Here is a 26,731-nt window from a genome sequence, read left to right on the forward strand (position 1 = left end):
AATAATTCTGTACTTATTTTTATTCTTTATATTCTTACAGGTACACCCTGGCTGCAAAGATACAATTTTAAATCGGGAATTTTGATTTCTCCGAAGTGAAAAACACTGGCAGCCAGTGCTGCATCTGCTTTTCCCTGCAAAAAGGCATCACGGAAGTGTTCTTTCGCTCCTGCCCCCCCTGAAGCAATGACAGGAATAGAAAGGTTTTCAGAAAGAACAGCTAACGCCTCATTAGCATACCCTGTCTTTACACCATCATGATCCATACTCGTAAACAATATCTCGCCTGCACCTCGCTCTTGAGCTTCTTTCGTCCATGACATCAATTCTCTTTCTGTCACCACTCGACCACCATTCAGATAACACCGCCATTCACCCGCAGCCTGCTTGGCATCTACCGCCAACACACACACCTGAGAACCGAAATGCCCAGCTATCTCATCAATCAGTTTTGGGTTTCGGATAGCCGCCGAATTGACAGATACCTTATCCGCTCCAGCATCCAGCAGTCGAGCCACGTCATTCAATTCGTGAATTCCTCCCCCAACCGTAAACGGGATACTGATGTTCTCAGCTATGCGACGAACCAGCTCTACAAATGTTTTCCGCCCTTCAAAACTGGCTGTTATATCCAAAAATACCAGTTCGTCAGCACCTTGCTCACTATACATACGTGCCAATTCTACCGGATCGCCAGCATGACGCAGGTTTACAAAATTAGTTCCTTTTACAGTCTGCCCGTCCTTTATATCAAGACAGGGAATAATTCTTTTAGCTAACACAACTTCAACTCACTATCAATTAATTAATTATTCAAAGCAAAGATTGCAGATCATCCAACGTTATACGACCTTCATACAACGCCTTTCCAAATATAACGGCAGGTACACCATTTTCTTCCAATCGATAAATGTCATCAACACAACTGACTCCGCCACTTGCAATCAAATACAAATTCGAATCACGTTCCAACATTTCTTTATACAAGCCCAAAGCAGGGCCCTGCAGCATACCATCGCAACTGATGTCTGTACAAATCACTTTAGAAATACCTCTCTGCCGATAGTTGTCCAAGAAAGAGAACAAATCCATATCACTTTCCTCTTTCCATCCTCCCACGGCAATACGGCGTTCTTTTACATCAGCCCCCAGAATAATTCGTTCCGCCCCATACATTTCTATCCAATGACAGAACAGTTCTGGATCTTTCACAGCAACACTTCCGCCCGTCACCATCTGAGCTCCATACTCAAAAGCAATTCGCAAATCCTCATCAGTCTTCACACCACCACCAAAATCAACGACAAGTGAAGTAGCTGTCGCTATTTTTTCCAAAATGGCATGGTTCACGACATGATGCGAAGCCGCTCCATCTAAATCGACCAAATGTAAGCGCCTAATACCACCCGCTTCCAGCATTTTGGCTACTTCAAGCGGATTTTCATTATACACCTTCTTGCTCTCATAATCACCTTGTGACAAGCGCACGCATTTACCTCCGATAATATCAATAGCAGGTATTAATTCTATCATAACTCCAAGAAATTTTTCAAAATACGTTCACCAACATCACCACTTTTTTCTGGATGAAACTGTGTTGCATAGAAATTTCCTTTATGCAAAGCTGCGCTAAACGGTAATATATAATCGGTCACCGCCGCAGTATATTCATTGACAGGCACATAAAAGCTATGCACAAAATACACAAATTCTTCCTTCGTAAATCCACGAAACAAAGAGCTGCAGGTTTGCTCTATTGTATTCCATCCCATATGTGGCACTTTATCTTCATGCCTTTCTGACTGAAAGCGTTTCACGTCTACATCAAAAATATTCAAGCAATCCACATTACCTTCGTCCGAATGACGACACATTAATTGCATACCTAAGCAAATGCCCAACAAAGGTTTCTCCATACCTTTAATAACAGTATCCAAACCCGTAGTATGCAAAAAGTCCATCGTCGTAGCAGCCTCTCCTACACCCGGAAATATGACTTTATCGGCCGAACGAAGCATTGCCTCATCAGCCGTAATCATAGCCTCGACACCCAAACGTCGTAAAGCACAATCTACTGAACGAATATTCCCCGCATTATATTTTACGATTGCAACTTTCATCAGATTTCCTTTTTAATTAAATATCACCGTCTTATTCTTATATACCAACACTTTTCGTTCTATATGCTTCTGTACCGCACGCGAAAGAACAATTTTCTCCAGATCTTTTCCCTTGTTTATCAGATCCTGCACCGTATCTTTATGTGTAATGCGTACAATATCCTGCTCGATAATAGGTCCTGCATCCAGTTCCGTAGTCACATAATGACTGGTGGCACCAATAATCTTCACGCCACGCTCAAAAGCTGCATGATAAGGTTTGGCACCCACAAACGCAGGCAAAAAGGAATGATGTATATTAATAATGCGATTAGGATAAGCATCTATCATCTGCTCTGAAATCACCTGCATGTAACGAGCCAATACAATAAATGTAATATTATACTTGGCCAACAAATCCATCTCTAACCGCTCTTGTTCTGCCTTATTTTCTTTTGTGATAGGAAACAAATAAAACGGAATGCCAAAACGTTCGGCCACATGCTGCAAATCTGGGTGATTACTAACTATGAGCGGAATATCCACATTCCACTCACCCGCCGTGTAACGAGCCAACATATCAAACAAACAATGAGACATCTTCGAGACAAATATCGCCATGCGTGGTTTGGTATCTGAAAAATACAGCCGGAAACTCATTGCATATTTTTGCGCATACAACGTGGCAAAATAGTCCTCTATCTTTTCTTGAGGAATCAGAAAGTCCTGCAACTCCCATTCTATTCTCATAAAAAAAATATTCTCCACATGATCCACATGTTGATCCAAATAGATAATATTTCCCTTATTCACCGTTATAAAATCCGTCACCTCCGCCAAAATACCTGGTTTGTCAGGACAGTAAAGCAACAGTTTGGCCGTTTTCATACTCCTAAACATTTCATTAACATATCAGAATTACAATATTCTCGTATTAGGTTTGCAAAAATAACGATTTATTGCAAAAGTACGAATTTTCCAAGCACAAAGTTTCAATCCCAATACAAATAGTTTCGTTTTCCACAATTTGTATCCCCATTCAACTCATCCATGCGTCAATCCATACCACATACTAAACAAATGTTAAATATAAAAACATGTCAAATCGCAACCTATTCAATATGAACTACTAAAAGAACAAGTCCCCAAAAGCCTCTAAAAAAAATCCACGATTACTATTGCAGGTATAAAAAAAATGCCTACCTTTGCAACCGCAATCGAGAGAGATAGCAACAAAACAATGAAATGGTGCGGTAGTTCAGCTGGTTAGAATACATGCCTGTCACGCATGGGGTCGCGGGTTCGAGTCCCGTCCGCACCGCAAGGCTTCAGAGACATCTGAAAGCCAGCGAATGACAAAGTCCACAAAATCAATGATTTGTGGGCTTTGTTTTTTCTTTTTAGAGCCATTCTGAAGACAAACAAATTCCCCAAACAGACAAAGTTGAGTTACCAAATCGTTACAGAAAAAACGGGCTTTTGGAATTGTAACGATTTTCTTTGTAAGTCGCTGATTTGTCGTCTGTTGTCATTAAAATGTCCGCTTGTAAATCAATTATTAATCTTTCCTTTGCAGGCAATGTGTAACAGTTGTAACGAAGGAGCAAAATTAAAAGGTTTATGAGCAAAAGTACATTCCGAATCCTCTTTTATCTGAGGAAAAACTACCTGAACAAGTCAGGCAAGGCGGGTATCATGATCCGCCTGACGGTGAACGGTGACATGGTGCAGTTCAGTTCCAAACTGGACATAGAACCGTCATTGTGGGACACGAAAGCCGGGAAAGCGGCAGGAAACAGTGTCAAGGCAAGACAGATGAACTCTATGCTGGAGGACATCCGCACAGCCCTGAGCAATCATTACCGGTACGTGGAATCGCGTGATTCGTTTGTCACGGCGGAGAAGGTACGCAATGCGTTTCTGGGGTACGAGGTAAGGCAACAGACCCTGTTGGAGTTATTCAAGCAACATAATGAGGACGCTTCCAAACTGAACGGCATCAGCAAGGCTCCGGCTACGCTGGTGAAATATGACCGGACTTACCGCCGGCTGGAAGAATTTATGAAAGTGAAATATAAAGTGTCTGACATCGCCCTGCGGGAGATTGACCACAAGTTCGTGACGGACTTCGAGTTTTATCTCCGTACCGTCCAGCCGGTGCAACGAGAATACTACGGGCAAGTTCATGCAGATATTCCGCAAGATAGTCCTCATCGCCAAAAACAACGGATGGATAACCATCGACCCGTTTGCAAACTATCATATTCACATGAAAGCGGTGGACAGGGGCTATCTGACGGAGCAGGAACTGGAGCGTATTCTCCAAAAGGACTTTAATTCGCGTCGATTGGAACAAGTTCGAGACGTATTCATCTTTTCTTGCTTCACGGGGTTGTCATACGTGGATGTAAAGAACCTTACCAAAGAAAATGTCTGTATTTCATTCGACGGGAAACAATGGTTGCGGCTGCACAGGCAAAAAACTTCCACTGCGGTCAATCTCCCCCTGCTGAAAACTCCTTTGGCAATATTGAAAAAGTACGAGGACAAACTATCAGACGGACGGTTGCTGCCTGTATTAAGCAATCAAAAACTTAACTCTTACCTGAAAGAAATTGCTGACATATGCGGGATTAAAAAGAATTTAACATTTCACCTCGCTAGGCATTACAGTTATTCTTAATAATTGAAAATAAACAAATTGCAAGGTTCTAATTTTAAATAGGTAACGATTTAGAAACTAGACAAATTCTGTATTCTGTTTTGTTTTGCATTAATCAAAAGAACGCTTTGCTCATGTACAAAAATACATGTTTTTTTCTTCATTACCAAAACTATATTACTGAAAAATGGAAGGAATATGATTCCTCAATATTAGTCCTTGTAATCTGTTTATTGGCGGATATTTATTATTTTTTTGAAAAATAATTTGATATATTTTTATCTCGGTAAATAGTGGAAAGAAAAATTGGATAAAGCACATTTTTCTCGTTAATTTTTGACACATTAATTCATACTTTTATGCCTTACGAGGTTTCCATTGAATTGAGAAGTAGGTTCCTGTTTTCACATCTTCTTATGCATAATAGCATATAATTTACACAATGATACGCTCAATTAAGACTGAATACCCACTATATATAAATAACAGGCAATAGGTTCTCTCAACATAGATGTAATATAAAGTGAATATTTCTCCGGGCTTGGTTAAATTTATTTTATGATTGCACTTTGACGTACCCTAAAAAATTATAGTTCCTTATGGTATGTATATTCTGCATAATCCACTATTCATAGCAATTGGTATCCACTCTAATTTTTGATACCGCTTCATTATTTCCATACCCCATCTTACACCAACTATATTTATTTCGTCTTGAATGTTTTCTTCAGTTATTTCTGCAGGCTCAAGATGTTTGTTATGTTGATTTATCCAGCAATTCCAAGCTTCACTTTTTATAAGATGTTCTTTTCTCACTGCGAAGGGCAATGTTGGTGGTATGGCTTTATTGAGTCTATATTTTGCTAGTTCCCAAATTTGCATAACCCTTTGTTCTTTTTGTGAAGCTTCTTGTAACTGAGCTAAGAATGCAGATTCTTGTAATTCGGGTTGTTGTCTCCAATAGTTATTTAAATCATCGTATTCTTTACACCTTATATTAGCCTTGTTTCGGTTCTGCAACTTGCGCAGTTCCTCGGCTTGGTATTGGCGGATGGCTTGCTGCCGTGCTTCCGCCTTTTCCTCGTCAGTCAGTTCTACCGTATGGTTCACGACTACTTGGCATTGCAGTGGCTTGCCCACTTCAATGTCGTCCTCGTCATAGTAGTGGACGGCTTGGGAATAGATTTCACCGTCCGTAAAGCCGTTGTAACCGCTTTTCTGTACCCAATTGAGGATATAGGTCACGCAATCCTCTATGTTCTTGTTAGGCTTGTTGTAATTTGCTGCAAACAGTTTGTCCTCCGCTGCACGGTTGTCCAGATAGGCTTGGATTGTACGCTTGAAATGGTCTGTTGTCTTGTTCATATCAGTATGTATTTTAGTCAATTGAAAAATTCTCCGTTGGATAAAAACTCGTATCCGTTGGCTTCGCAGTCATGCTCGAAGGCTTCCTCATCGGTGCAATCCTCAACGTCCCTGCTGCAAAAGCGGAAGAAACTGCCGATGCACTCGTCCATAAGGTCATGCAGGTTCGTATGCTTGTCGGGTGCTTTCAGAAAGTCGTATATGGGCTTCAGGATGTCCATGTCAGCACAATAGCCTGTCAGTACACAATCCTCAGTTACGGATATGCGGCTTCTGCGTTGTTTGTTGAAGTCCTTTCCGTACCAATAGGTCTTGGGCTTGAAAAGGCTGTGCCAATAGTTGTTCACGATGAATTTCAATAACCGCACACCGCAAAGTTCTTCCTCTTCCTCGCTGTAATTGGAGGTGAAACGGTAGTAACACGTGCAGCCGTCATATCTCCAATCATATACACGTATGTTGAATATGCCTTCAAAGGCTTTCAGCGTTGCCATGTTCTCGCTCTGCCACGGATATTCATACCCTGCCAACCATCGGTTGTAAGCGTTTTCCTTTGCCGTGAATGAAAGCTCGTCCACCTTATAAACATTGTATGTCCTTGTTTCTGTTCTCATAATCTTCTGTCTTAAAGGGTTGTCAAATGGTTTCTTTCAAAATCTCTCTCCAATAGACTGGCTCTGCCTCGCTTAAAAGGAAGTCAATGAAGTCCTTTCTTGCATCCTTGCACAACTCCTTGTATAGTTTTCGGAATGTGCCGAAATTGCCGTTGATGTACGTTTCCACCATATACTCAAAGATGTTGTTCACCTCGTAAAACCTGCATTGTTGCGCTGCCGTCTTGCTGTTTCTTTTCGCCATATCCTTATGAATTAAAGGGTTAATAACCAAATGAATGTCCAAATAATTGTCACTATTGAAAGTAGTGCGGTGAGGATGCCGAACATGAAGTTCAACACGCCCAACAGGATTTCCCCTGCGATACCTACCGCCAAACCTCCTGCGCAAAGGGTGATGCCCCATGCCGCTCTCGCTAATGCGGACAACACTTTCCGCAAAGCCTTTCCGATGTCGTTCAATGTCATTCTCATATCTTCCAATTTTTAAGTTGTTGTTACATTAGTGTCCCGTTAAAATGGGACGAGTTAAACAATTAATCAAAAAGCCCCGGAATCAGGGGATCATTTAGATCTTTGACATCATTGAAATTAGTCTTGTCGAACAGGTCACGCAAGTGGGTTTTGTCAGTCAATGATATACTGAGAATTTGCAAAACTTCATAGGTTGAACGTTTCAACTTCATATCATGTTGGACAATAGCCACAAGACAGTACGTGATAATAGCCACACTGATTTGTATGCGAACAGCGTTCTCTGTTGTGCCCCAGAATTTCTTTATCTTGAGATGCTGCTTGAGCCATTTGAAGAACAGCTCGATTAACCATCTTTTCTTATAAAGATTGGCGACATCCAGTGCAGAAAGTTGTTTTGCATTCGTCAAGAAAGTGAACTCACGGTCATCCTCTTCGTCGTAATATCGGACGAGTCTGAATGACTCCGGATATTTCTTCCCGGAGAGATAACCGGTCAGTTTCACTTCTGCATCTGTCATTATGTTCTTTGGCATTCTCCGCTTCCATTTGACTGTCTTATACTTTAAGTTCGTCTTGGCCCTGACAACAAAGAAAGAGTCTGTAAGATGTATCCTATAGAGCTCTTTAAAAGAATCATAAGCCCTGTCGAATATATAATAAGCATTTGGTTCATAATGGATTGAAGACATCGCTGTAGAATCATGCTTTGAGGCAGTGGTTACAGTATAGAAGGCAGGAACTTGTGCTTCAATGTCGTATAAGACATGAGCTTTCACTCCTCCTTTCTTGCTTCGGAACTTTGCCCACGGGAATGTTGCAAGACATAACGGAATCGTTGTTGAATCAAACGCATATTTCTTTCCGGAAATGTCAAGGATGTTGGTCGTCCGCTTCTCGCAGGCTTCCTTCATCATATAGAAAGCAAAGTCTTCGAAGATTCTGTAATCGCGGTTCTGGTTGGCTGTGGCAAGAGTTGTCTTGGCTATCGGTTCACGACCTAACCCAAGATGATATTGCTTGCCCCTATGCGCCTCGAAAGCAACGATTAAGTCTCGCAGGCTCTCACGGTTACTCAGTTGCCCAAACATCATTGCAAGCATCTGATTCCAGCAAGTGAAATGTTTCACATACCGGTTGCCATCATACTTGCGAACATAGTTGTTGAACTGAGTCCTGTTCAGAAAAGCGGTTAATTGAGAGAATACGTATTTGTCTTGGAACATAGCAGCCATTTGTATTAGACTGCAAAGTTGCAAAATCAAGTCCGTTTCATCTCAAGAAACCACGTAATTGACTATATTTCAATAATTTCAAAGAACTATTTATCCACTTTTACGGGACAGTAGTGTTGTTGTTACTTGTCTTATTCGGTGGGGGTCGGGTCGAGTCCTTTTTCTTTTCGCCTCTCCGTATGTCCGATGTCCCCTTGTGACGTCTTCCGACCGCGCATCGGTCGTTTTCGTTTCTGGGGCCATGCAAAGGTTAGGGAGTAGGTTCAGCAAATTTTTTCGACAGAATACTACCTGAGCCTGCGAAGTGTGGAGATTGTGGCTAAAAAATTTGTGTTCCTAATCCCGTCTTTACCTTTGCCCCTGCAACGAAAATGGCCACTGATGCCGTCTGGAATGGCGGCATGGGAACATTGGCATACTTGCTGGAGAGGCGGGAAGGAAAAGGGGAAGCATAGAGGATGGCGCAACGCGCCACGGGGAAGTTCAAAGGGCGGCGCAACGGACAAGGGGAAAGCCCCGCTTTCCTGCCGCCGTGACAGAAGTCCTGCAACCGTCATTGTCATGCGTGCATGGCTTGCGGTTGCAAGTTTTCTGCCGACGGCACATGTCTTCAAACGGTCTTGTCTGCCATGCCCAGTTTGGCAAAAGCATGGCAAGACGGTTTGAGGACGGGAAGACATGACAGCCAGAAATAGTCGCAGGTGCAGATTCACGCTTGCCGTGCCCTGCATCCGGCGGCATTTCGGCTGCTAAAAGAAGACGAGAAAAAGAAAATGGATAAAACGGACTTGTCCGTTCTGCACAAGCATATAAAAGAAGTGCCCACGACGATGGCGGTGTCACTTGTGACATTGTGGTCGTCGTGGGCTTTTCTTTGCTTGTGCCGTTTCTGAAATAGGCTTACGCACATCAAGCCGGAAGCCGTTTTCAGAACGGAGTTTAGGCATAAGTTGAGTTGAAGGTCTTTAACAAGTTTGATGTAACATTCAAGTTTTTAGGATATTGTAATGGGAATTTATCAATAGTAGAGTTCTGAACCTCTACATTTATTAAATTGAAAAAGAAAAAAGTATGCACGAATTTTGCTGTTACAGAAAAAAGCATTAATTTTGTCAACTGAAAACGATATGCAACGCGGACATTATGATGTCGAACAAAGACATAAAACTGCCATAAAACAGTTACAATATCGTTACAAGAAAAATTTTGGTCGATGCAACAATCTGACTATGAGATTGTGGGCAAATTCGGGTTCAAGTCCCGTCCGCACCGCTAAATAATCAATAGTAAAAGAGGGTGTGTCGTAATACGCGATTCACCCTCTTTTCTTTATCAACGATAAGAGCGTTGTTAACTTTTTCAAGCAGCGATATTCTGAAGATAATCTCGATATTTTGTTCCCAATAGCTTAAATGAGTGGTAATAAGGCCGTAAAGGTGTTTAATTGGCCAATTTATCCCCTCTTTATTCATCTTGGTACACATCTTTTTTATATTGAAGGCGATGGCCAGGAAGGAAAAGTCCATAAGGACCTTGTCCTTTCCAAAATGACGGAAGCGCTTGTAGTTCATGTTGAATTTTATCTGTCCAAATACAGCTTCCGGTTCTATACACCTTTGCCCTCGGTGTTTCAGTCCTTCTTCGGAACAGAGAAGTTCCCGGGCTTTCTGTTTGTATATCCTGAGTCGGTGATTCAGTTCTATCGTCCTGTTTCCTTTAGCTTTAAAACACAGACATCTTAACGGACACCCTTCGCATCTGACAGCCCTATACCTGGCATATTCGACTACATATCCGGATTCGGTTTTCGTATGCCTGGTACCTGCCCTCTGCATCTTTTGTCCCATTGGACAGACGCAGTAGTCCTGTTCTTCATTGTAGAAAAAGTTTTCGGCTTTAAAAGGATTCGGTTTAAATCTTGGCCGCTGCTCCATGTGGAAACAATTGTATTTGACGTATGCTTCCATCCCGTTTTCCGACATAAAGTGGTAATTCTCTTCTGATCCGTAACCGGAATCAGCAACCACCGTATGAGCCAAACGGCCGTATCTGTCGGCAAAGGACTTCAGAAAGGGAATCATCGTCAAGGTGTCAGTCGGATTCGGAAAAAGAGAATAATCGATAATGAATTGATTTTCCGTAGCAATCTGAAGATTATATCCTGGTTTTGTCTGACCGTTGTGCATGGCATCCTCCTTCATTCTCATAAAAGTGGCCTCTTTGTCTGTCTTGGAATAAGAGTTGCGGTCCTGAAGATTGTCCAGATGGTTATTGTATTCCTGAAGCTTATCTCTATGTGCTTCCAGTTCTTTCAGCTGCTTGCGTTTCTTTCCCAGCGCAGATTTCTGCTCTTTCGTGGATGGTTCTGAAGTCTGTTCAAGAGCAGTGCGTAATTCTCCCGCCATTTCTGTCAGCATGGAAGGAGTAAACTCAATTTCCTCGTTGTTTTCCGAAGCTTTTTCCTGAGCGATGACGTCATCTATTTGGCTTAACAAAACACTGATTTTCTTCATCAGTCGTTCACGGTTTCGCTCAACGCTCTTCCGCCATACAAAAGTATATTTGTTGGCCTTGGACTCAATCTTTGTTCCGTCAATATATTCCACATTCAGACTGATGAAACCTTTGGATGAAAGCAGAAGTACGGTTTGGGTAAACACTTCGTTGATCTCCTTCTTCACCCGATTACGGAAACGGTTGATAGTAATAAAGTCCGGTTTCTCATAACCGGCTAACCAAATGTAATGGATATCACGACGAAGGAGCTTTTCTATTTTCCGACAGGAGTATATATTGTTCATATAGGCATACAAGATAACCTTTAGCATCATCTTGGGATGGTAAGGACTACGGCCGCATTCTTTGTATAACTTCCTGAAACCTTCAAGATTCAGGCTTTCAACCAAAGCGTCAACCATGCGTATAGGATCGTTTTCTGCAATATCTTCATCGATTCTTTGCGGAAATAGTACCGTTTGGTTGGGAGTGTAGGGACGAAAATGTATCTTTGCCATATGTATAAATCTTTAGGCTTAAAGATACAAAATCTTTAGGTAATAACAAAGCCCCAGCTTGTGAAAGTCGGGGCTTTGTGCTAAACAAAGAAGGTGTGCTTTTTGACACACCTTCTCCGTACAATCTGGAATCACCAACAGAAATGACCTGCTGCAAATACAACTCAAAGAGAATGAAACGCACAGCACCCGCATTCAGGTAGAAAATAGCCTTTCCGTATCACTCAGCATGCTGGCACAATATATCGGACATCCGGCTGACAGTATTGATGTAACTCAAGTAGTAAGTGATTCACTGCCCGAACATCCCGAAATTTACTACAGACAACCTGAATCGTCACTTCCCCTAACCAATGAATACAATTTGTTACAACAAAACGTAAAAGCTACTCGATTGCAATACAAAATGACTGTTGGAAAAAATCTGCCAACAATTGCAATCGGTGGCGGATATATATACGACAATCTGATGGACAAGGATCATTCGTATTGGATGGGATTTGCGACCGTCAGCGTGCCCCTTTCTGGATGGTGGGGAGGCTCACATGACATAAAGAAACAGAAATTACAAATCCGCAATGCCGAAAACCAGTTTACAGACCAAAGCCAAATGTTGATCATCCGCATGAACAACTGCTGGAACAATCTGACCGAAACCTACAAACAAGTAAAGATAGCAATCGAATCCATCGGACAAGCTTCAGAAAACCTTCGTCTCCAAAACGATTACTACCAGGCCGGAACATGTACCATGAGTGACTTGCTCGAAGCACAAACTTTATATCAACAGAGCCGTGACAGGTACATGGAATCCTATGCACAATACGAAATCAGGAAGCGGGAATACTTACAAGCTACAGGCAGATAACAATAAGTACATACACTGTGCCTGTAAACATCTACTTCAACAGCGTAAAGTGCCTCTTTAGCTTGCTAAAGTGCCACTTTACGCAACACATTATTAACCTCTACGGAAACAAGCGAAAAAGATGAAGATTTTCTTCCAAAAGGTATAATGAAACGCCCCTGCTATCAGATTAATTTTATATCTTTACAACCCCGAAAATACCTTAAACCAATTAGCATAAAAACAGGATTCGGGAAAAAGAATATAAACTTAAATGATATATACCATGGAAGAAACAAACCTATTAGCCCCTTTGCTACTGACAATTGCCGGTCTTATGGTAGGAGCTATCTTTAAATCGCTGTTCCAACGGACGCGTATCCCTTACACAGTCGGACTGTTTGCCATCGGACTGATTGCAGGTATTCTAAACAGAGCCGGAGTTTTTCAAAATACTTCTCAACTCAGCCAAGCATTAGACAGTGTAGCCAATATCAACCCAGATCTTATCCTATATATCTTCCTGCCCATACTGATTTTCGATGCAGCCTATGAATTGAATCTGCATATCTTTAAAAAAACGTTGGCAAACGCCACTTTGTTGGCTGTTCCCGGCCTGATCATCTGCATGTTACTGACAGCCGTCCTATTAATGGCACTAAGTCTATTTGTTCCAGGATATGAACAATGGACCTGGACTGCCGCCTTAATGTTTGGTGCCCTCATCAGTGCTACCGATCCCGTCGCTGTTGTAGCTTTACTGCACGAACTGAAAACAAGTAAACGTTTTTCTACTCTGGTTGACGCAGAATCATTGCTTAACGATGGTACCGGTATCGTCTGTTTTATGCTGTTCTTTGGCATCACCACTTCAGGTATGAGTAACGACATGACTCCAGTTATGGAATTCTTCCAAGTTGTAGCAGGAGGAGCTATTTTAGGTTTCCTAGCAGCACGCCTTGTCATCTGGTTCATAACTCGCATCAATTCAGAAGAGATGATACAAAACAGTGTTATCATTCTTTCGGCTTATTTAGTATTTATTCTCTCACAATTTTATCTGGGTATTTCAGGCGTCATTGCCTTAGTTGCCTTCGGACTAACCATTTCCTATGTAGGAAAGCCTCGACTTAAACCACAGGTAAACGTTTTTATGGGCCGTTTTTGGGAATTACTTACTTACATTGCCAACACGCTCATTTTTATCATTGTAGGTGTTGTAATCGCTGAGAAAGTCGATTTCTCATGGGCACATTTCGGTATTCTGTTACTCGTCTATGCTTTCCTGAATCTCTTCCGCTATACAACGATCATGATACTTTACCCTATCATGAAACGGTTAGGATACGGATTGAATAAAAAAGAATCCATCATTCTGACCTGGGGCGGACTACGTGGCGCATTGGGAATGACCCTAGCATTAATGGTTTCCTATACTCCAGCTATTCCAGAAGAAATACGTAGCCAAGTGCTATTCTTCACCGCAGGCATCGTAACCCTCACCCTGTGTGTCAATGCTACCACCATGCGCTGGCTACTGAATAAACTGGGACTGATATATACTCCAACGGCACGCACCATGATGGAAAACAAAATACAGAACCATCTGCACGAGAATTCCGAAAAATATTTTGAACGTCTACAAACACGTGATGCCCTCAATGGTGCGAACTGGAAAAAAGTAACCCGATACATAGCCAGTCGCCCCGATGAACAACAGAATATGCCAATAGACAACGACGTGATGAACGAAATCAGACTACGCGTGTTGGATAAGGAAAAAATGCTCACACGTCAAATTTACGACGAAGGCATTATTGCAAAAACTTCTTTCATGTTACTCAGCAACTCGCTGGACGAACTTTACGACCATGACGGGAACAGCCCGTTAGACAACCGGAAGTCTATCTTCAATTTCTGTAATCGTACTTTTATCCTTGACAACATGCAGAAGATACCAGGTATAGGCTCTTGGATAAGCTTTTATTTCAAAGAACGCATTGGAGTGGTCTACGACCTGGGACGAGGTTTTATCATCTTGCAAAAGGAAGATCTCAAGCTATTGGATGATCTAGAAACCTCTAACATGCTAAATGTCGAACAAGCCCCTGTTCTAAAACCATTAAGAGAAGAAATCTTACATAATATCAACGCGATGGATAGCGTACTGGGCAAACTTTCGAGTAACTTCCCGAAAGCCTACAAACATGCTTTGACGCAGAAAGCCATACGCATGTTGCTCTGTAACGAACGGCGTACCATCCGGCAAATGCAGAATGACGGTATCCTATCGGACAAAGACGCTGAACGTTTGTATGAAAGTGTAGACGAACGCAGCGACCAGCTCAATTCACTTAGCCACACCATTCCTGCTTCTCTTTTAAGATGGCTGAAGATCAGGAAAAGGAAAGAATAAACTTAGCCCTAGAACCTATCTCTCAATAAAACAGACTGCACCGAGAAAAGTACAAAAAAGTGAAAACCTTGTTTACGCTTTTGTACTTCTCTCGGTTTACACTATCTTTGCGACCAATACAAAATGGAAACTTATGAAACGAATAAATCTTTTCCACCTGATAACCTCATACCTGATGTTGTTGGTCGCTACAACTTCATGTTGGCAAGATCGCAGCGGTGAATATTACGCTTTGGTGGGATCTAAAAACTGGATTTATACTACCATGCAGGAATATTACTTATACTATCAGGACCTGCCGGAAGAAAGCGAACTAGATTTTTTCCAGAAGCCGGCTGAGTTTCTGAGTAGTGTAGTATCAGAGAAAGACGGAAAGAACGGCGTAACCTATTCACATATCGACTCAATAAAGACCGCCGATACCCGTTCGTTGAGCGAATCACCGACCTTCGGTTTCGAAGCTGTTATGCTCCAAACGCAACAAGGTTCCTATGCCATGCAAGTACTTTATACTCAGCCTCAATCACCTGCTGAAGAAGCTGGATTAAAGCGTGGCGATCTTATCATCGGAGCCGACAATACGGAAATCAGTTCAGGCGACTACTCCAAATATGTCACCAACCCAACGACTGCACATTCTTTCATACTGGGAAATTATAATGCCGATACAGGCCAGATAGACACGACAGGCACTGTAGAAATGCCTGCCCCACGTATTATTGAAATACAAAATATGCTCAAGACAACACTTCTTGATACTGGAACACGCAAAGCTGCCTACATCCTATACAACGAATTCGGACAAGATGATATCGCGCAATGGCAGACACTATACGGCCAACTGGCCGCCACCCAGCCTAACGACATTATTTTGGATCTGCGCTACAATCCGGGCGGATACGTATCCACAGCACAAGCTGTCGGTACCTTGCTGGCACCTCAGAGCGCCCTCGGACAAACGATGCTCACCATGACAGGCAATGATAAACTAGGCAAAGCCGAAACCTATACATTCGATGCCAACCTGTTGCCCGGTGGAAGTGCACTGAGTTACCAGAATCTCTATGTTATTACTTCCGGCAATACAGCCTCGGCTTCGGAAATTATCATCAACTGCCTGCGCCCCTACATGACCGGCAATCTTTATCAAGTAGGCCAAGCAACTTTTGGCAAGAACGTAGCACAGGCACTCTATACCAACGACCAATATCCCCAACTCGAACTGTGGCTGACAACCTACTACCTGAGTAATTCAGAAGGCTACAAAGACTACGATGCAGAAGGGCTGCCCGCCGACTATACTCAATCAGAATCGTACGGAGGCAGTTTGGGTGAGTTGGGCACAGAAACAGATCCACTGATACAACCCATCCTGGTCCGCATGGCAACAGGCAGTTTCCCTAGCACCGAAACGACCACCCGCACCTTGGCATCGCCCCGTATGCTCATCGTGAAGAATTCCGTTGCAGACAAGGTAAAGACCGCACGCATCACCTCGCCTTACAAAGCACTTCCAAACGATTTGACAGAAAACTGAAACAAAGTTATCGAGTTTTCGAAGCTTAAACCAAATAAATGTGTACCTTTGCAGCCCGAAAACCAGAGAAAAAAAAGATGAATCATAAGTTATGCTGCATCGGGTACATCACCCGCGATAAAATAGTGACACCCGACAACACTGTCTACATGCCCGGAGGCACGGCCTTCTACTTCGCCAAAGCCATCAGCCGGCTACAGGCCGAAGGCTTCCTGCTGGTCAGCGCACTGGCTGAGGAAGACAAGGCGGCGGCCGAAGAAATCATCCGCGAGGGCATCGAAGTGAAGCTGGTACCCACCACACACTCACACAGCTTCGAAAACATCTACGGAGACAATCCCAACGAACGCCGACAACGCGTCACCGCACAAGCCGACCCCTTCCGCGTCGCCGACCTGGAGGACGTGCGGGCCGACATCATCCACCTGGGCACACTGCTGGCCGACGACTTCTCGCTGGACGTCATCAGGCACCTGGCAGGACGAAGCACACTGGCTGCCGACGTACAAGGCTTCCTGCGAAAGGTGGAGTGCGAAAAGGTCTATGCCGTGGACTGGGAAGAGAAACGCGAGGCCTTGAGGTACATCCACACATTGAAGGCCAACGAGAACGAGATGGAAGTGCTCACCGGATGCGCCGAGCCGCATGAAGCCGCCCTGCTCATAGCCGACTGGGGCGTGAAGACGGTACTCCTGACACTGGGCGACAAGGGTTCGCTCATCTACACCGCGGGGCAGTTCTACGACATACCCGCATACCCCACACTGCAAGTGGTGGACGCCACCGGATGTGGCGACACCTACATGGCCGGATACCTCTACAAACGAAGCCAGGGAGCCTCCCACCAGGAAGCCGGATGCTTCGCCGCCGCCATGTGCACCCTCAAGCTACAAGCACACGGCCCGTTCAACGGGACGGAAGCCATGGTGAACAGCATCATCGGAAAATGATTGCACGCGCTATATAATAAAAAAGGCGTGGAAATTTCCACGCCTTCTTACTATATGCACATCCTCATCGTCTTCGCCGAATGCGTTTCCACCACAAATAATATCCGGTCAGCGGAAGCGCGGCACCCAACAGAGCGGCCAGGAACCAGAGTATGCGTGTAATCATCCCGCCGAAACTGCCTACATGCACGCCATACACCCAACGCTTGTCTACCCCGAAGAATTCATAAAACCATTCGCGATACCAGCCGAAAGACCACGTAAGCCCGGTCAAGGCCATAATCAACAGCAATAGCAAGGCATACATGCCGCCCGCCACATGCAGGCTGTACCAGAAACGCCGCCATCCTTTGCGCGCCGTAATCTTCAGGCTGCCGGTCAACGCCTTCTTCGTCCGGGGCCACCAAATGATGATTCCTGACAGCAACACGATGACAAACAACAACGTACTGACACCCACAATCATCTTTCCCAAAAATATACCGCCGCCATCCGGCCTACTACCCAACAGCCAGCGGTGCAGACCGAACATGGTGCGGAAGAACGGCAAGCGCTCATACTTGCCCAGCACCTCGCCCGTATAGGGATTGACAAACACAGCCGCACGCTTGGGCTTGGAAAGATTTACCTGATAAGAACGTTCCGGGTCGGGATATGCAGTCACGCCTTTCACTTTTACTCCATCGGGAAGCGTGGCTGCGACCTTGGCCGCAGCTTCTTCCTGTGTAAGCATGGGGCCCGAAAGCCGCTCCACCCGATAAAGGTCGGGACGAGCCCACATCGTAATCTCCTGTTCGAACACCAGCATGGCTCCCGAAAAGCATATCAGCGCGATGAGGACGCCGAAAGGCAGTGACAGCCAAAGGTGCAGTTTACGGAAAATACTTTTCATAATGACAAAGATAATTAAATGAAGAATGAAGAATTTACCATGCGGCATATAGCGTATACAGACAGCGCAGCCTAATTCTTCATTCTTAATTCTTCATTCTTCATTAAAATGCGCTCAGTTTACCCAATGCAGTCACGCTGTTTGCTTCGATAGTGATGCCTTTCGTAGCTGTTGCCGCCTTGGGGTCAATCTTATAGATGGCAGGCTGGGCACCGTCTGTCGTCACGACAGGAATATAAGCGTAACCACCGTCGCTATACGGAGTGCCGAAGCTGGAGATAAGGCTCTTATCGGGCATACCTGTTGTCAGCACCGTAAGCTCCTGCGTACTGCCCTGGAAGATGGCCAGTTCGCTGCGGTCGGCCTTGGTGGAATTTGCCACCATGTCTTCCACGCCCTTGCCGTACATCTGCAGCAGGAAGTAGTCCTCCGTGATGTGCCAGCAGCGGAACATGGGGTTGTCGTTGCCTTGCTCCTCCAGGTTGACGTAGTAGGCGTCGTCAAACTCCGTCGCGCCCGCCTTGATTCGCACCACGCCGGAGGGGAGCTTGCCTTCCACCTTATACAGGGTATGCACACCGTCCTCGGCCTCCACGGTGGATTCCGCCTTGGCGGTGCGGCCAAAGCCGGGGGAGAAGACGTAGAGGTCGCCGTTGTCCGCCGCCCAAATGGTCTGGTAATACTGCGAGCGCATGCGTCCGCTGGCGAAGCCTATCCGTCCCGTGCGGGCGATGACGGGCGTCTCGTCGAACGAGTCTCCGCTGTAGATGGCCACGTAGGCGCTGTCGGGATACTGCGTCGAGGGTATCTGCCCCGGCGTATAGCTGCCACTGCCGCTGCCGCCCGTGTGGTCGGTCACCAGGCGGGAGTCGCTTACCAGGTCGGGGTACTTCACCACGCCGTAGTGGCTCATGCCCATGGGCACGACGGAGGTGTAGAGCTTGCCGTTGGCCTCCACAAAGCCGGCGAAGGAGACGCTCTCACCGTTGCCCAGGAAGTTCTCCGCCAGGCGGCTGCCCGTGCGGGTGGTGGCGTCCACGGCGCTCAGGTAGTTGAACTGCAGATACTTGGCATAGAGCGTCTCGCCCGCCTCGTTGGTCACGTTCTCCTGCGTACCCACGTTGGTGGAGGCGGTGATGACATTGTCGCCCCAAGTGCCGTAGGTCGTGGTGCGGTTGAAGGTGTATCGGCGCGCCTCTTCCACCTTGCCCGTCTGCGCGTTGAGGACGTAGGCGAAGGCCGTTCCCTGCCCGCCGTCGTTGTACTGGAAGTTGAACAGGTAGGCATCTTTATAGAAGATGAGGTTCGAGCCGCTCTCCGTCTCCAGTCCGTTGCCCACGGTGGTGAGGGTGCCTTCGTCCAGCGTCTCGCTCGTGGCCAGGTACATGGCGGTGCTGCTGCTTCCGCCCGACTGTGCCGCCACGACGTAACGGCTGATGGTTTCGCCCGCCTGCGGTGTGTCCGGCGTGTCCGGCAGGAGGTCACTGCTTTCATCACATGCGATGAACAGGCTGCTTGTGGTGAGGGCTGCAGCCAATGCCCAGGTCATTTGATTAGTCTTCATAAACTCATTATATTATAGATTATAATTATTCACTCATCTGATACTTCATCATCCCCCAAAGTACACACGCACCTTGCCGTAGAACGCCCGCCCCGCCTTCTGTAGGCTGAAATTGTCGTAGAGCTTGGCATCGGTCAGGTTACGGTACTCCAAGGACAGGTTGTAGCGTCCGTTCTTCAGCGAGTATCCCAACGTGAGGTTGTGCGACAACTGTTCGGGCACGCGGCTCTTGGTCGACGCATCGCCGAAGGCTTCCCAGTAGAGGGGGAAGTCGTGTTGGTAGAAGCCATCATACGTCAGCGTCAATACGTTGCCCTTGCCCCACAGGCCGTGCCACGTGAGGGTGGCATCGAAGTTGGCATACATATACGGCTGATTGGGCATGCGCTGTCCGTAGGTGAGGCTTTCCTGCTGAGTGCCTCCCGCCACGTAGCGTTCGTTGTCACGTATGTTAGTATTGTTGAATGTACCTCCTACGTTAAACCATCTGCCGTAACTGTAGCGAGCGGAGACGTTGAAGCCTTTGGTCTTGACGCGGCCGTGATTCTCGTAGTAACCAAAACTCATGCCACCCACACGGTCCAGTCCGCGCTGGATGTAATCGCGCGTGTCACGGTAGATGAAGCTGCCTTCCAGGTAGAGGCCGTGCTTACCAAACTGGCGGTTGTAGCTGAGGTTGACGTTGATGTTATCACTCTTCTCCGGACGGAGGTCGGCTTTACCCGCTTCGAGGTCCTCGTCGCCGAAAAGCTCGTCGGTCGTAGGCAGGCGGTAGGCCTTCTCGTAGGAGACCTTGGCTTGCAGTCCGTCGAGGATGAAGTACGTGCCCGCCGCACCATAACCCAAAGAGCTGACCCGCTGAGTCATACTGACGTAATCACCAATGCCGTCCGAGCTTTGCGACACGGGACCCCGGTTATACTGATTATAATATTTGCCGAAGGCGGAGAGGTTCCACTTCTCGGTAGGCATCAGGCGGTAGGACAGGCCGGTGATATTCTTACGGGTCACCTTGGGGATGCTGAAGTCCGACAGTTTGTTGCTGCCTTCCACGTAACTGCGGCTGGTGCGCTTGAAGGTGCTCAGCACGTGATTCAGCGTCAGCGTATGCGCCCGGCTGATGCGGTAATTGGCGGTGAAGGTAGCGTTCCAGTTCAGATTCTTCGACTCGCTGTTCTGATACGACTGCTCGCCGGGCGTACCGGTGTATTTGCGATCGCCCAGCCAGTTGTATTTGTAGGTAGCGGTGTCGATGTTCTGAGTGATATTGTGGTTGTAGTTGGCGGTGGCCACCACGTCCAACCCGCGGGTGAAGAGGTTGCGCTTGGTGTACTCCAACGAAGGCGTGAAGGAATGCCCTTTGCGGTGCTTCTGCCCGAAGACGATATACTGGTACACGCCCGTCTGTATCTCCTTGTAATAATTGGAGTAATTGAAGCCCAAGGCCAGGCGGTCGGCCCACGACTTGTCCACCACACCTATCTTGCCGATGACAGCCTCGTTGTGGAAGGTGTCGTTGAATCGCTTAACGTGATAGATTTTCTTGGTGTCAGTGCTTTCGCTCCCGTCCTCGCCGAACTCGGTGATATAGTTGTCAATGTAATAATCGTTGTCCGAATAATTCTGAAAGGCGTTCACCTCGTACATGAAGCCGTTCTTCAGCGTCTGCCCGAAGTTGACGTACGACTTGTGCGTGTTGAACGAGCCGTAGCTGTAGGACGCGTCCACGTGCCAGCGGCGGCGTTGTTTGTTGGTGACGATGTTCACCACACCACCCAATGCGTCCGTGCCGAAGCCAACGGGCACCACGCCCTTATACACCTCGATACGTTCGGCAAAGTTCACGGGCAGGTTGTTGAGGTCGAGCGCCTTGCCCGCGCCTTCCTGCGGCACACCGTCGATGAACACCTTCACGTGCTTGCCGCTGAATCCGTCCAGCATCAGCTGCATGTCCGAGCCCACTCCCCCACTCTCACGCAGCTTCATGCCCGGCGCCTTGGCCAGCACATCGCTCAAGCTCTTGGCCGTGTTCTGCATCTCGGTGGCATCTACGGCCACGGCGTTGAAGGCACTGCGCTTCACGCGGCTCACTCCGCTGGACACGACCACGACTTCCTCCAGCTGCTGAATGTCCGGCCGGATGGTCAGGTTCAGCACCAGCCGCTCCTCGTCTCCCAAGGTGACCGGCTTCTCCAGGGTCTGATAGCCGACGGCCGACACGACCAGGGTGTATTCGCCTGCCGGAGCCTTGATGCGATATTGTCCTTTCTCATCGGTGGCACCACCGAAAGAAGTCCCCTTCAGATATACTGTGGCGAAGTCCACCGTCTCCTTCTCCGTCGATGTCACCCTTCCCGTCACAACGGCGCGGTCGCCCCGGTGGTGGTGATGATGGGCACCACGATGCCCTTGGGCATACAGGCTTCCGATGCCCGTCACGAGCGATAATATAAATGCGATTGTTTTCATCCTCTATGTGCTTATTTATTCCGCCGCAAAGGTCGGGATAAAAGCACGCCCCCACAATCGCCTGTTATGGGTATTTTAGAAGCCCCTCCCGCCACTCTTCCTGAGAAAACATGCCCGTCAACCCCTATATTTAGGTAAAACTCTACAAGACAACTCACCCCCAAGCCTGGCACATGACACCGTTTCCTCCGTATCATGGCAGCATCCATGTAGTAAGCCGATAGGGAATCATGTAGGATGATTCCTACAATCATGTTACATGATTCCTACAATCATCATACATGATTCCTACAATCATCCTACATGATTCCTTGCCAAGTCCGTACTTCGATACGGTTCAGTCCGAGACAAGGCATCGGCATCTGACGGATGTTCCATATAAAGGTTATTTAGATAGGATTTTATATCCGAGCAGCGAGCTGAATTTGTAGCACAGCCAAGGGATACGCCCCAATATCTGTCCGAAGAAAAATCCCCAGCGCGGACGGAAGAACTTCATGTAGTTGGCTTGGTCCAGCAGGTGCAGGGCGGGTTCCCATTGCTCCACCAAGTGCCCGTTGCTCAGCCCGGAGCGGATTTGTGCCTCGTGCTTACGCAGCGAATCCGGTTTGACGCCGTGCCGGCTCATCATGGTCCCGCAGACATCGAACCAGATTTCTCCTCCGCCGAAGCGGCTTGCCACGTGGTGCAGGAAGCTCCTCACCTGCTTCTCGTAGAAATACATCAGCACGCCTTCCACAATGAAGATAAACGCCCCGTCGGGATGCTTGCAGCGCAGGCCGTCCATCCATTCGGTCTCCAGCAAGGAAGCCGCGATATAAGGGTTGCCCGGCTGTTCGGGTATCAGTTCGCGGCGCAGCGCGATGACTTCCGGAAGGTCCATGTCATAGAAGACCGCTTTCCCGTTTCCGATGCGCTGGTAGCGGGTGTCCAGTCCGCAGCCTACGTTTATGACTACCGGCCGAGGATGCGTGTCGATGAACCGCCGCACGGCACGGTCGAAATACCAGCCGCGCACCACGCAGCCCACTTCGCTCAGCCTGGCCCCGTCGAATTGGGAATAATCATATTCCAGACTGTCTGCCAACCGTTCCGCAGCCTTATCATTCAGAATGGGATGGGCACGACGGCTCTCTTTCGCCCGCATGTATAGCGGAATGAGCAGTGTTTCCGCCACAATGCTCTTAAATTCGTGTTTCTGTTTCATTGTATATCGCAATTTAATAGTGAATGTTTCGATTGAGTGAGAGCAAGGCAATTTCATATTTGCTTTGCCGATTGTGAGAAAGATGCGCAATCATGTTTTTTAACATCACAAAGGTACAGGGCTTGAATTTGTCCGGCAATATCTATTTTTAGGGATTTTCACCCGACTGCCCGACATGGGAATTATCCAGCAACAAAACGCCCTCAAATTCCCTATTAGTAGGTATTGTAAGGGAACGGATTTTTATCGAACTTTGCAAGGATTCATGGGGGACATTCCTCCTATACAATTATGATATTCAAAAAAGGAAAAGTATGAAGATTGAAAAGATTGTAGCCCGCGAGATACTCGACTCGCGCGGCAATCCCACTGTAGAAGTGGACGTCATGTTAGAATGTGGTGTCATGGGACGAGCCGCCGTGCCTTCCGGTGCTTCTACCGGAGAGAATGAAGCCCTCGAACTGCGCGATGGCGACAAGAGCCGCTATCTGGGCAAAGGCACACTGAAAGCCGTAGAGAACGTAAACAAGGTCATTGCCCCCGCCCTCATCGGCATGTCGGCCTTGCAACAACGTGCCATCGACCACAAGATGCTCGAACTGGACGGCACCCCCACCAAGTCCCGCCTGGGAGCCAATGCCATCCTCGGCGTGTCGCTGGCCGTAGCCAAGGCCGCCGCCGCTTATCTGGACATCCCTCTGTATCGCTACATCGGCGGAGCCAACACCTACGTGATGCCTGTGCCTATGATGAACATCATCAACGGAGGCGCCCACAGCGATGCCCCTATTGCTTTCCAGGAATTCATGATTCGTCCCGTCGGTGCCCCCACTTACCGTGAAGGCTTGCGCATGGGCGCTGAAGTATTCCATGCCCTGCAGAAAGTACTGAAAGGGCGCGGACTGAGTACGGCCGTTGGCGATGAAGGCGGTTTCGCCCCGAAACTGAACGGTGTGGAGGACGCTTTGGACTGCATCATCGAGGCCATCAGGCAAGCAGGCTATCGGCCGGGAGAAGACGTCCGCATTGCGATGGACTGTGCCGCATCCGAGTTCTGCGTGAAGGAGGACGGCCAATTCTACTACGACTACACGCACCTGAAGAACGGCATGCCCAAAGACCCGGACGGCAAGAAGCTGAGCGTGGACGAGCAGATAGCCTACCTGGAAGAGCTCATCACGAAATATCCCATTGACTCCATCGAGGACGGCATGAGCGAAGAGGATTGGGAAGGCTGGAAGAAACTGACCGACCGCATCGGAGACCGCTGCCAACTGGTGGGCGACGACCTGTTCGTGACCAACGTCCAATTCCTGCGCAAAGGCATCGAGATGGGCTGCGCCAACTCCATCCTCATCAAGGTGAATCAAATCGGCTCGCTGAGCGAGACGCTGGACGCCATCGAGATGGCCCATCGCCATGGTTATACCACCGTCACCTCCCACCGTTCGGGCGAAACGGAAGATGCCACCATTGCCGACATTGCCGTAGCCACAAACAGCGGGCAGATAAAGACCGGCTCCCTGAGCCGATCGGACCGCATGGCCAAGTACAACCAACTGCTCCGCATCGAGGAAGAGCTCGGCGGCCTGGCCGTATATGGCTACCGACGCATCAGGTAACCTGCAACGACCATAGATTTTACTTGGGGAATGAGGGTGTGTCGTAATACGCGATTCACCCTCTTTTCTTTATCAACGATAAGAGCGTTGTTAACTTTTTCAAGCAGCGATATTCTGAAGATAATCTCGATATTTTGTTCCCAATAGCTTAAATGAGTGGTAATAAGGCCGTAAAGGTGTTTAATTGGCCAATTTATCCCCTCTTTATTCATCTTGGTACACATCTTTTTTATATTGAAGGCGATGGCCAGGAAGGAAAAGTCCATAAGGACCTTGTCCTTTCCAAAATGACGGAAGCGCTTGTAGTTCATGTTGAATTTTATCTGTCCAAATACAGCTTCCGGTTCTATACACCTTTGCCCTCTGTGTTTCAGTCCTTCTTCGGAACAGAGAAGTTCCCGGGCTTTCTGTTTGTATATCCTGAGTCGGTGATTCAGTTCTATCGTCCTGTTTCCTTTAGCTTTAAAACACAGACATCTTAACGGACACCCTTCGCATCTGACAGCCCTATACCTGGCATATTCGACTACATATCCGGATTCGGTTTTCGTATGCCTGGTACCTGCCCTCTGCATCTTTTGTCCCATTGGACAGACGCAGTAGTCCTGTTCTTCATTGTAGAAAAAGTTTTCGGCTTTAAAAGGATTCGGTTTAAATCTTGGCCGCTGCTCCATGTGGAAACAATTGTATTTGACGTATGCTTCCATCCCGTTTTCCGACATAAAGTGGTAATTCTCTTCTGATCCGTAACCGGAATCAGCAACCACCGTATGAGCCAAACGGCCGTATCTGTCGGCAAAGGACTTCAGAAAGGGAATCATCGTCAAGGTGTCAGTCGGATTCGGAAAAAGAGAATAATCGATAATGAATTGATTTTCCGTAGCAATCTGAAGATTATATCCTGGTTTTGTCTGACCGTTGTGCATGGCATCCTCCTTCATTCTCATAAAAGTGGCCTCTTTGTCTGTCTTGGAATAAGAGTTGCGGTCCTGAAGATTGTCCAGATGGTTATTGTATTCCTGAAGCTTATCTCTATGTGCTTCCAGTTCTTTCAGCTGCTTGCGTTTCTTTCCCAGCGCAGATTTCTGCTCTTTCGTGGATGGTTCTGAAGTCTGTTCAAGAGCAGTGCGTAATTCTCCCGCCATTTCTGTCAGCATGGAAGGAGTAAACTCAATTTCCTCGTTGTTTTCCGAAGCTTTTTCCTGAGCGATGACGTCATCTATTTGGCTTAACAAAACACTGATTTTCTTCATCAGTCGTTCACGGTTTCGCTCAACGCTCTTCCGCCATACAAAAGTATATTTGTTGGCCTTGGACTCAATCTTTGTTCCGTCAATATATTCCACATTCAGACTGATGAAACCTTTGGATGAAAGCAGAAGTACGGTTTGGGTAAACACTTCGTTGATCTCCTTCTTCACCCGATTACGGAAACGGTTGATAGTAATAAAGTCCGGTTTCTCATAACCGGCTAACCAAATGTAATGGATATCACGACGAAGGAGCTTTTCTATTTTCCGACAGGAGTATATATTGTTCATATAGGCATACAAGATAACCTTTAGCATCATCTTGGGATGGTAAGGACTACGGCCGCATTCTTTGTATAACTTCCTGAAACCTTCAAGATTCAGGCTTTCAACCAAAGCGTCAACCATGCGTATAGGATCGTTTTCTGCAATATCTTCATCGATTCTTTGCGGAAATAGTACCGTTTGGTTGGGAGTGTAGGGACGAAAATGTATCTTTGCCATATGTATAAAT

The 26,731-nt window shown here is 46.8% G+C and carries 18 protein-coding genes, 1 tRNA gene and 3 pseudogenes; 7 read left to right on the plus strand and 15 right to left on the minus strand.

Annotated elements, in window-relative coordinates:
• Nucleotides 1–26 precede the first annotated feature (26 nt).
• Genes hisF through purU form a run of 4 tightly spaced genes read right to left on the minus strand, consistent with a single transcriptional unit; the run spans nt 27 to nt 2,987 of the window.
• On the minus strand, nt 27–782 hold the full coding sequence (hisF, locus tag BQ8005_RS05255) for an imidazole glycerol phosphate synthase subunit HisF (protein ID WP_075317312.1): 756 nt from the start codon (nt 780–782) through the stop codon (nt 27–29).
• A 31-nt stretch (nt 783–813) separates the two neighbouring features.
• Entirely contained in the window at nt 814–1,533 is a 720-nt protein-coding gene (hisA, locus tag BQ8005_RS05260) for a 1-(5-phosphoribosyl)-5-[(5-phosphoribosylamino)methylideneamino]imidazole-4-carboxamide isomerase (protein WP_075317313.1), read from the minus strand.
• The gene (gene hisH / locus BQ8005_RS05265) at nt 1,530–2,120 is read right to left on the minus strand and encodes an imidazole glycerol phosphate synthase subunit HisH (protein ID WP_075317314.1); all 591 of its coding nucleotides are present in this window, start codon (nt 2,118–2,120) and stop codon (nt 1,530–1,532) included. Before hisH ends, hisA begins: the two co-directional genes overlap by 4 nt.
• Nucleotides 2,121–2,132: 12 nt before the next feature.
• Nucleotides 2,133–2,987, minus strand: a complete 855-nt coding sequence (purU, locus tag BQ8005_RS05270; protein WP_075318960.1) for a formyltetrahydrofolate deformylase — start codon at nt 2,985–2,987, stop codon at nt 2,133–2,135.
• Nucleotides 2,988–3,346: 359 nt separating this feature from the next.
• On the opposite strand from purU, the gene BQ8005_RS05275 reads away from it, so the two are divergent.
• A tRNA-Asp gene (locus BQ8005_RS05275) sits at nt 3,347–3,420 on the plus strand.
• A gap of 299 nt (nt 3,421–3,719) precedes the next feature.
• Nucleotides 3,720–4,782, plus strand: a pseudogene (locus tag BQ8005_RS05280) (site-specific integrase).
• A gap of 969 nt (nt 4,783–5,751) precedes the next feature.
• Here the strand turns inward: BQ8005_RS05280 and BQ8005_RS05285 are convergent.
• The 6 genes and pseudogenes from BQ8005_RS05285 to BQ8005_RS05310 all read right to left on the minus strand — a co-directional run.
• A pseudogene (locus BQ8005_RS05285) lies at nt 5,752–6,126 on the minus strand (PcfK-like family protein); the annotation flags it as partial.
• A gap of 17 nt (nt 6,127–6,143) precedes the next feature.
• Nucleotides 6,144–6,740: a hypothetical protein gene (locus BQ8005_RS05290; RefSeq protein WP_075317315.1), complete on the minus strand. Its 597-nt coding sequence runs from the start codon at nt 6,738–6,740 to the stop codon at nt 6,144–6,146.
• A 22-nt stretch (nt 6,741–6,762) separates the two neighbouring features.
• Complete coding sequence (locus tag BQ8005_RS05295) at nt 6,763–6,984, minus strand: hypothetical protein (RefSeq protein ID WP_075317316.1); 222 nt, start codon at nt 6,982–6,984, stop codon at nt 6,763–6,765.
• Between the two features lie 11 nt (nt 6,985–6,995).
• Complete coding sequence (locus tag BQ8005_RS05300) at nt 6,996–7,214, minus strand: hypothetical protein (protein ID WP_075318962.1); 219 nt, start codon at nt 7,212–7,214, stop codon at nt 6,996–6,998.
• 62 nt (nt 7,215–7,276) lie between these two features.
• Nucleotides 7,277–8,440 carry an IS4 family transposase gene (locus BQ8005_RS05305; RefSeq protein WP_075318825.1) on the minus strand — a complete coding sequence of 388 codons (1,164 nt, stop codon included), beginning with the start codon at nt 8,438–8,440 and terminating at the stop codon, nt 7,277–7,279.
• A gap of 1,289 nt (nt 8,441–9,729) precedes the next feature.
• On the minus strand, nt 9,730–11,463 hold the full coding sequence (locus BQ8005_RS05310; RefSeq protein WP_075317317.1) for an IS1182 family transposase: 1,734 nt from the start codon (nt 11,461–11,463) through the stop codon (nt 9,730–9,732).
• A gap of 115 nt (nt 11,464–11,578) precedes the next feature.
• Between BQ8005_RS05310 and BQ8005_RS05315 the strand changes: the two are divergent.
• From BQ8005_RS05315 to BQ8005_RS05330, 4 genes and pseudogenes are all read left to right on the plus strand, one after another.
• Nucleotides 11,579–12,331, plus strand: a pseudogene (locus BQ8005_RS05315) (TolC family protein); the annotation flags it as partial.
• A 265-nt stretch (nt 12,332–12,596) separates the two neighbouring features.
• The gene (locus BQ8005_RS05320) at nt 12,597–14,726 is read left to right on the plus strand and encodes a cation:proton antiporter (protein WP_075318964.1); all 2,130 of its coding nucleotides are present in this window, start codon (nt 12,597–12,599) and stop codon (nt 14,724–14,726) included.
• 133 nt (nt 14,727–14,859) lie between these two features.
• Entirely contained in the window at nt 14,860–16,263 is a 1,404-nt protein-coding gene (locus tag BQ8005_RS05325) for a S41 family peptidase (RefSeq protein WP_075317318.1), read from the plus strand.
• Nucleotides 16,264–16,340: 77 nt separating this feature from the next.
• Entirely contained in the window at nt 16,341–17,213 is an 873-nt protein-coding gene (locus tag BQ8005_RS05330; RefSeq protein ID WP_075317319.1) for a PfkB family carbohydrate kinase, read from the plus strand.
• 64 nt (nt 17,214–17,277) lie between these two features.
• Here BQ8005_RS05330 and BQ8005_RS05335 read toward each other — a convergent pair whose 3' ends face one another.
• The 4 genes from BQ8005_RS05335 to BQ8005_RS05350 all read right to left on the minus strand — a co-directional run bounded on the left by BQ8005_RS05335 (nt 17,278) and on the right by BQ8005_RS05350 (nt 23,345).
• A complete protein-coding gene (locus BQ8005_RS05335; protein WP_075317320.1) occupies nt 17,278–18,105 on the minus strand; it encodes a PepSY-associated TM helix domain-containing protein in 828 nt (275 codons plus the stop codon).
• A gap of 103 nt (nt 18,106–18,208) precedes the next feature.
• A complete protein-coding gene (locus BQ8005_RS05340; protein WP_075317321.1) occupies nt 18,209–19,669 on the minus strand; it encodes a DUF4374 domain-containing protein in 1,461 nt (486 codons plus the stop codon).
• Between the two features lie 48 nt (nt 19,670–19,717).
• A complete protein-coding gene (locus BQ8005_RS05345) occupies nt 19,718–22,138 on the minus strand; it encodes a TonB-dependent receptor (RefSeq protein WP_083610507.1) in 2,421 nt (806 codons plus the stop codon).
• Between the two features lie 385 nt (nt 22,139–22,523).
• Entirely contained in the window at nt 22,524–23,345 is an 822-nt protein-coding gene (locus BQ8005_RS05350) for a class I SAM-dependent methyltransferase (RefSeq protein WP_075317323.1), read from the minus strand.
• Between the two features lie 314 nt (nt 23,346–23,659).
• On the opposite strand from BQ8005_RS05350, the gene eno reads away from it, so the two are divergent.
• Nucleotides 23,660–24,967, plus strand: coding sequence for a phosphopyruvate hydratase (gene eno, locus BQ8005_RS05355; RefSeq protein WP_075317325.1), 1,308 nt, complete (start codon nt 23,660–23,662; stop codon nt 24,965–24,967).
• Here eno and BQ8005_RS05360 read toward each other — a convergent pair.
• Nucleotides 24,949–26,721, minus strand: coding sequence for an IS1182 family transposase (locus tag BQ8005_RS05360; protein WP_075317327.1), 1,773 nt, complete (start codon nt 26,719–26,721; stop codon nt 24,949–24,951). The two genes, eno and BQ8005_RS05360, sit on opposite strands and share 19 nt — an antisense overlap.
• Nucleotides 26,722–26,731 lie beyond the last annotated feature (10 nt).

Origin of the sequence: Bacteroides togonis, from assembly GCF_900130135.1 — a bacterium.
Lineage (GTDB): Bacteria > Bacteroidota > Bacteroidia > Bacteroidales > Bacteroidaceae > Bacteroides > Bacteroides pullorum.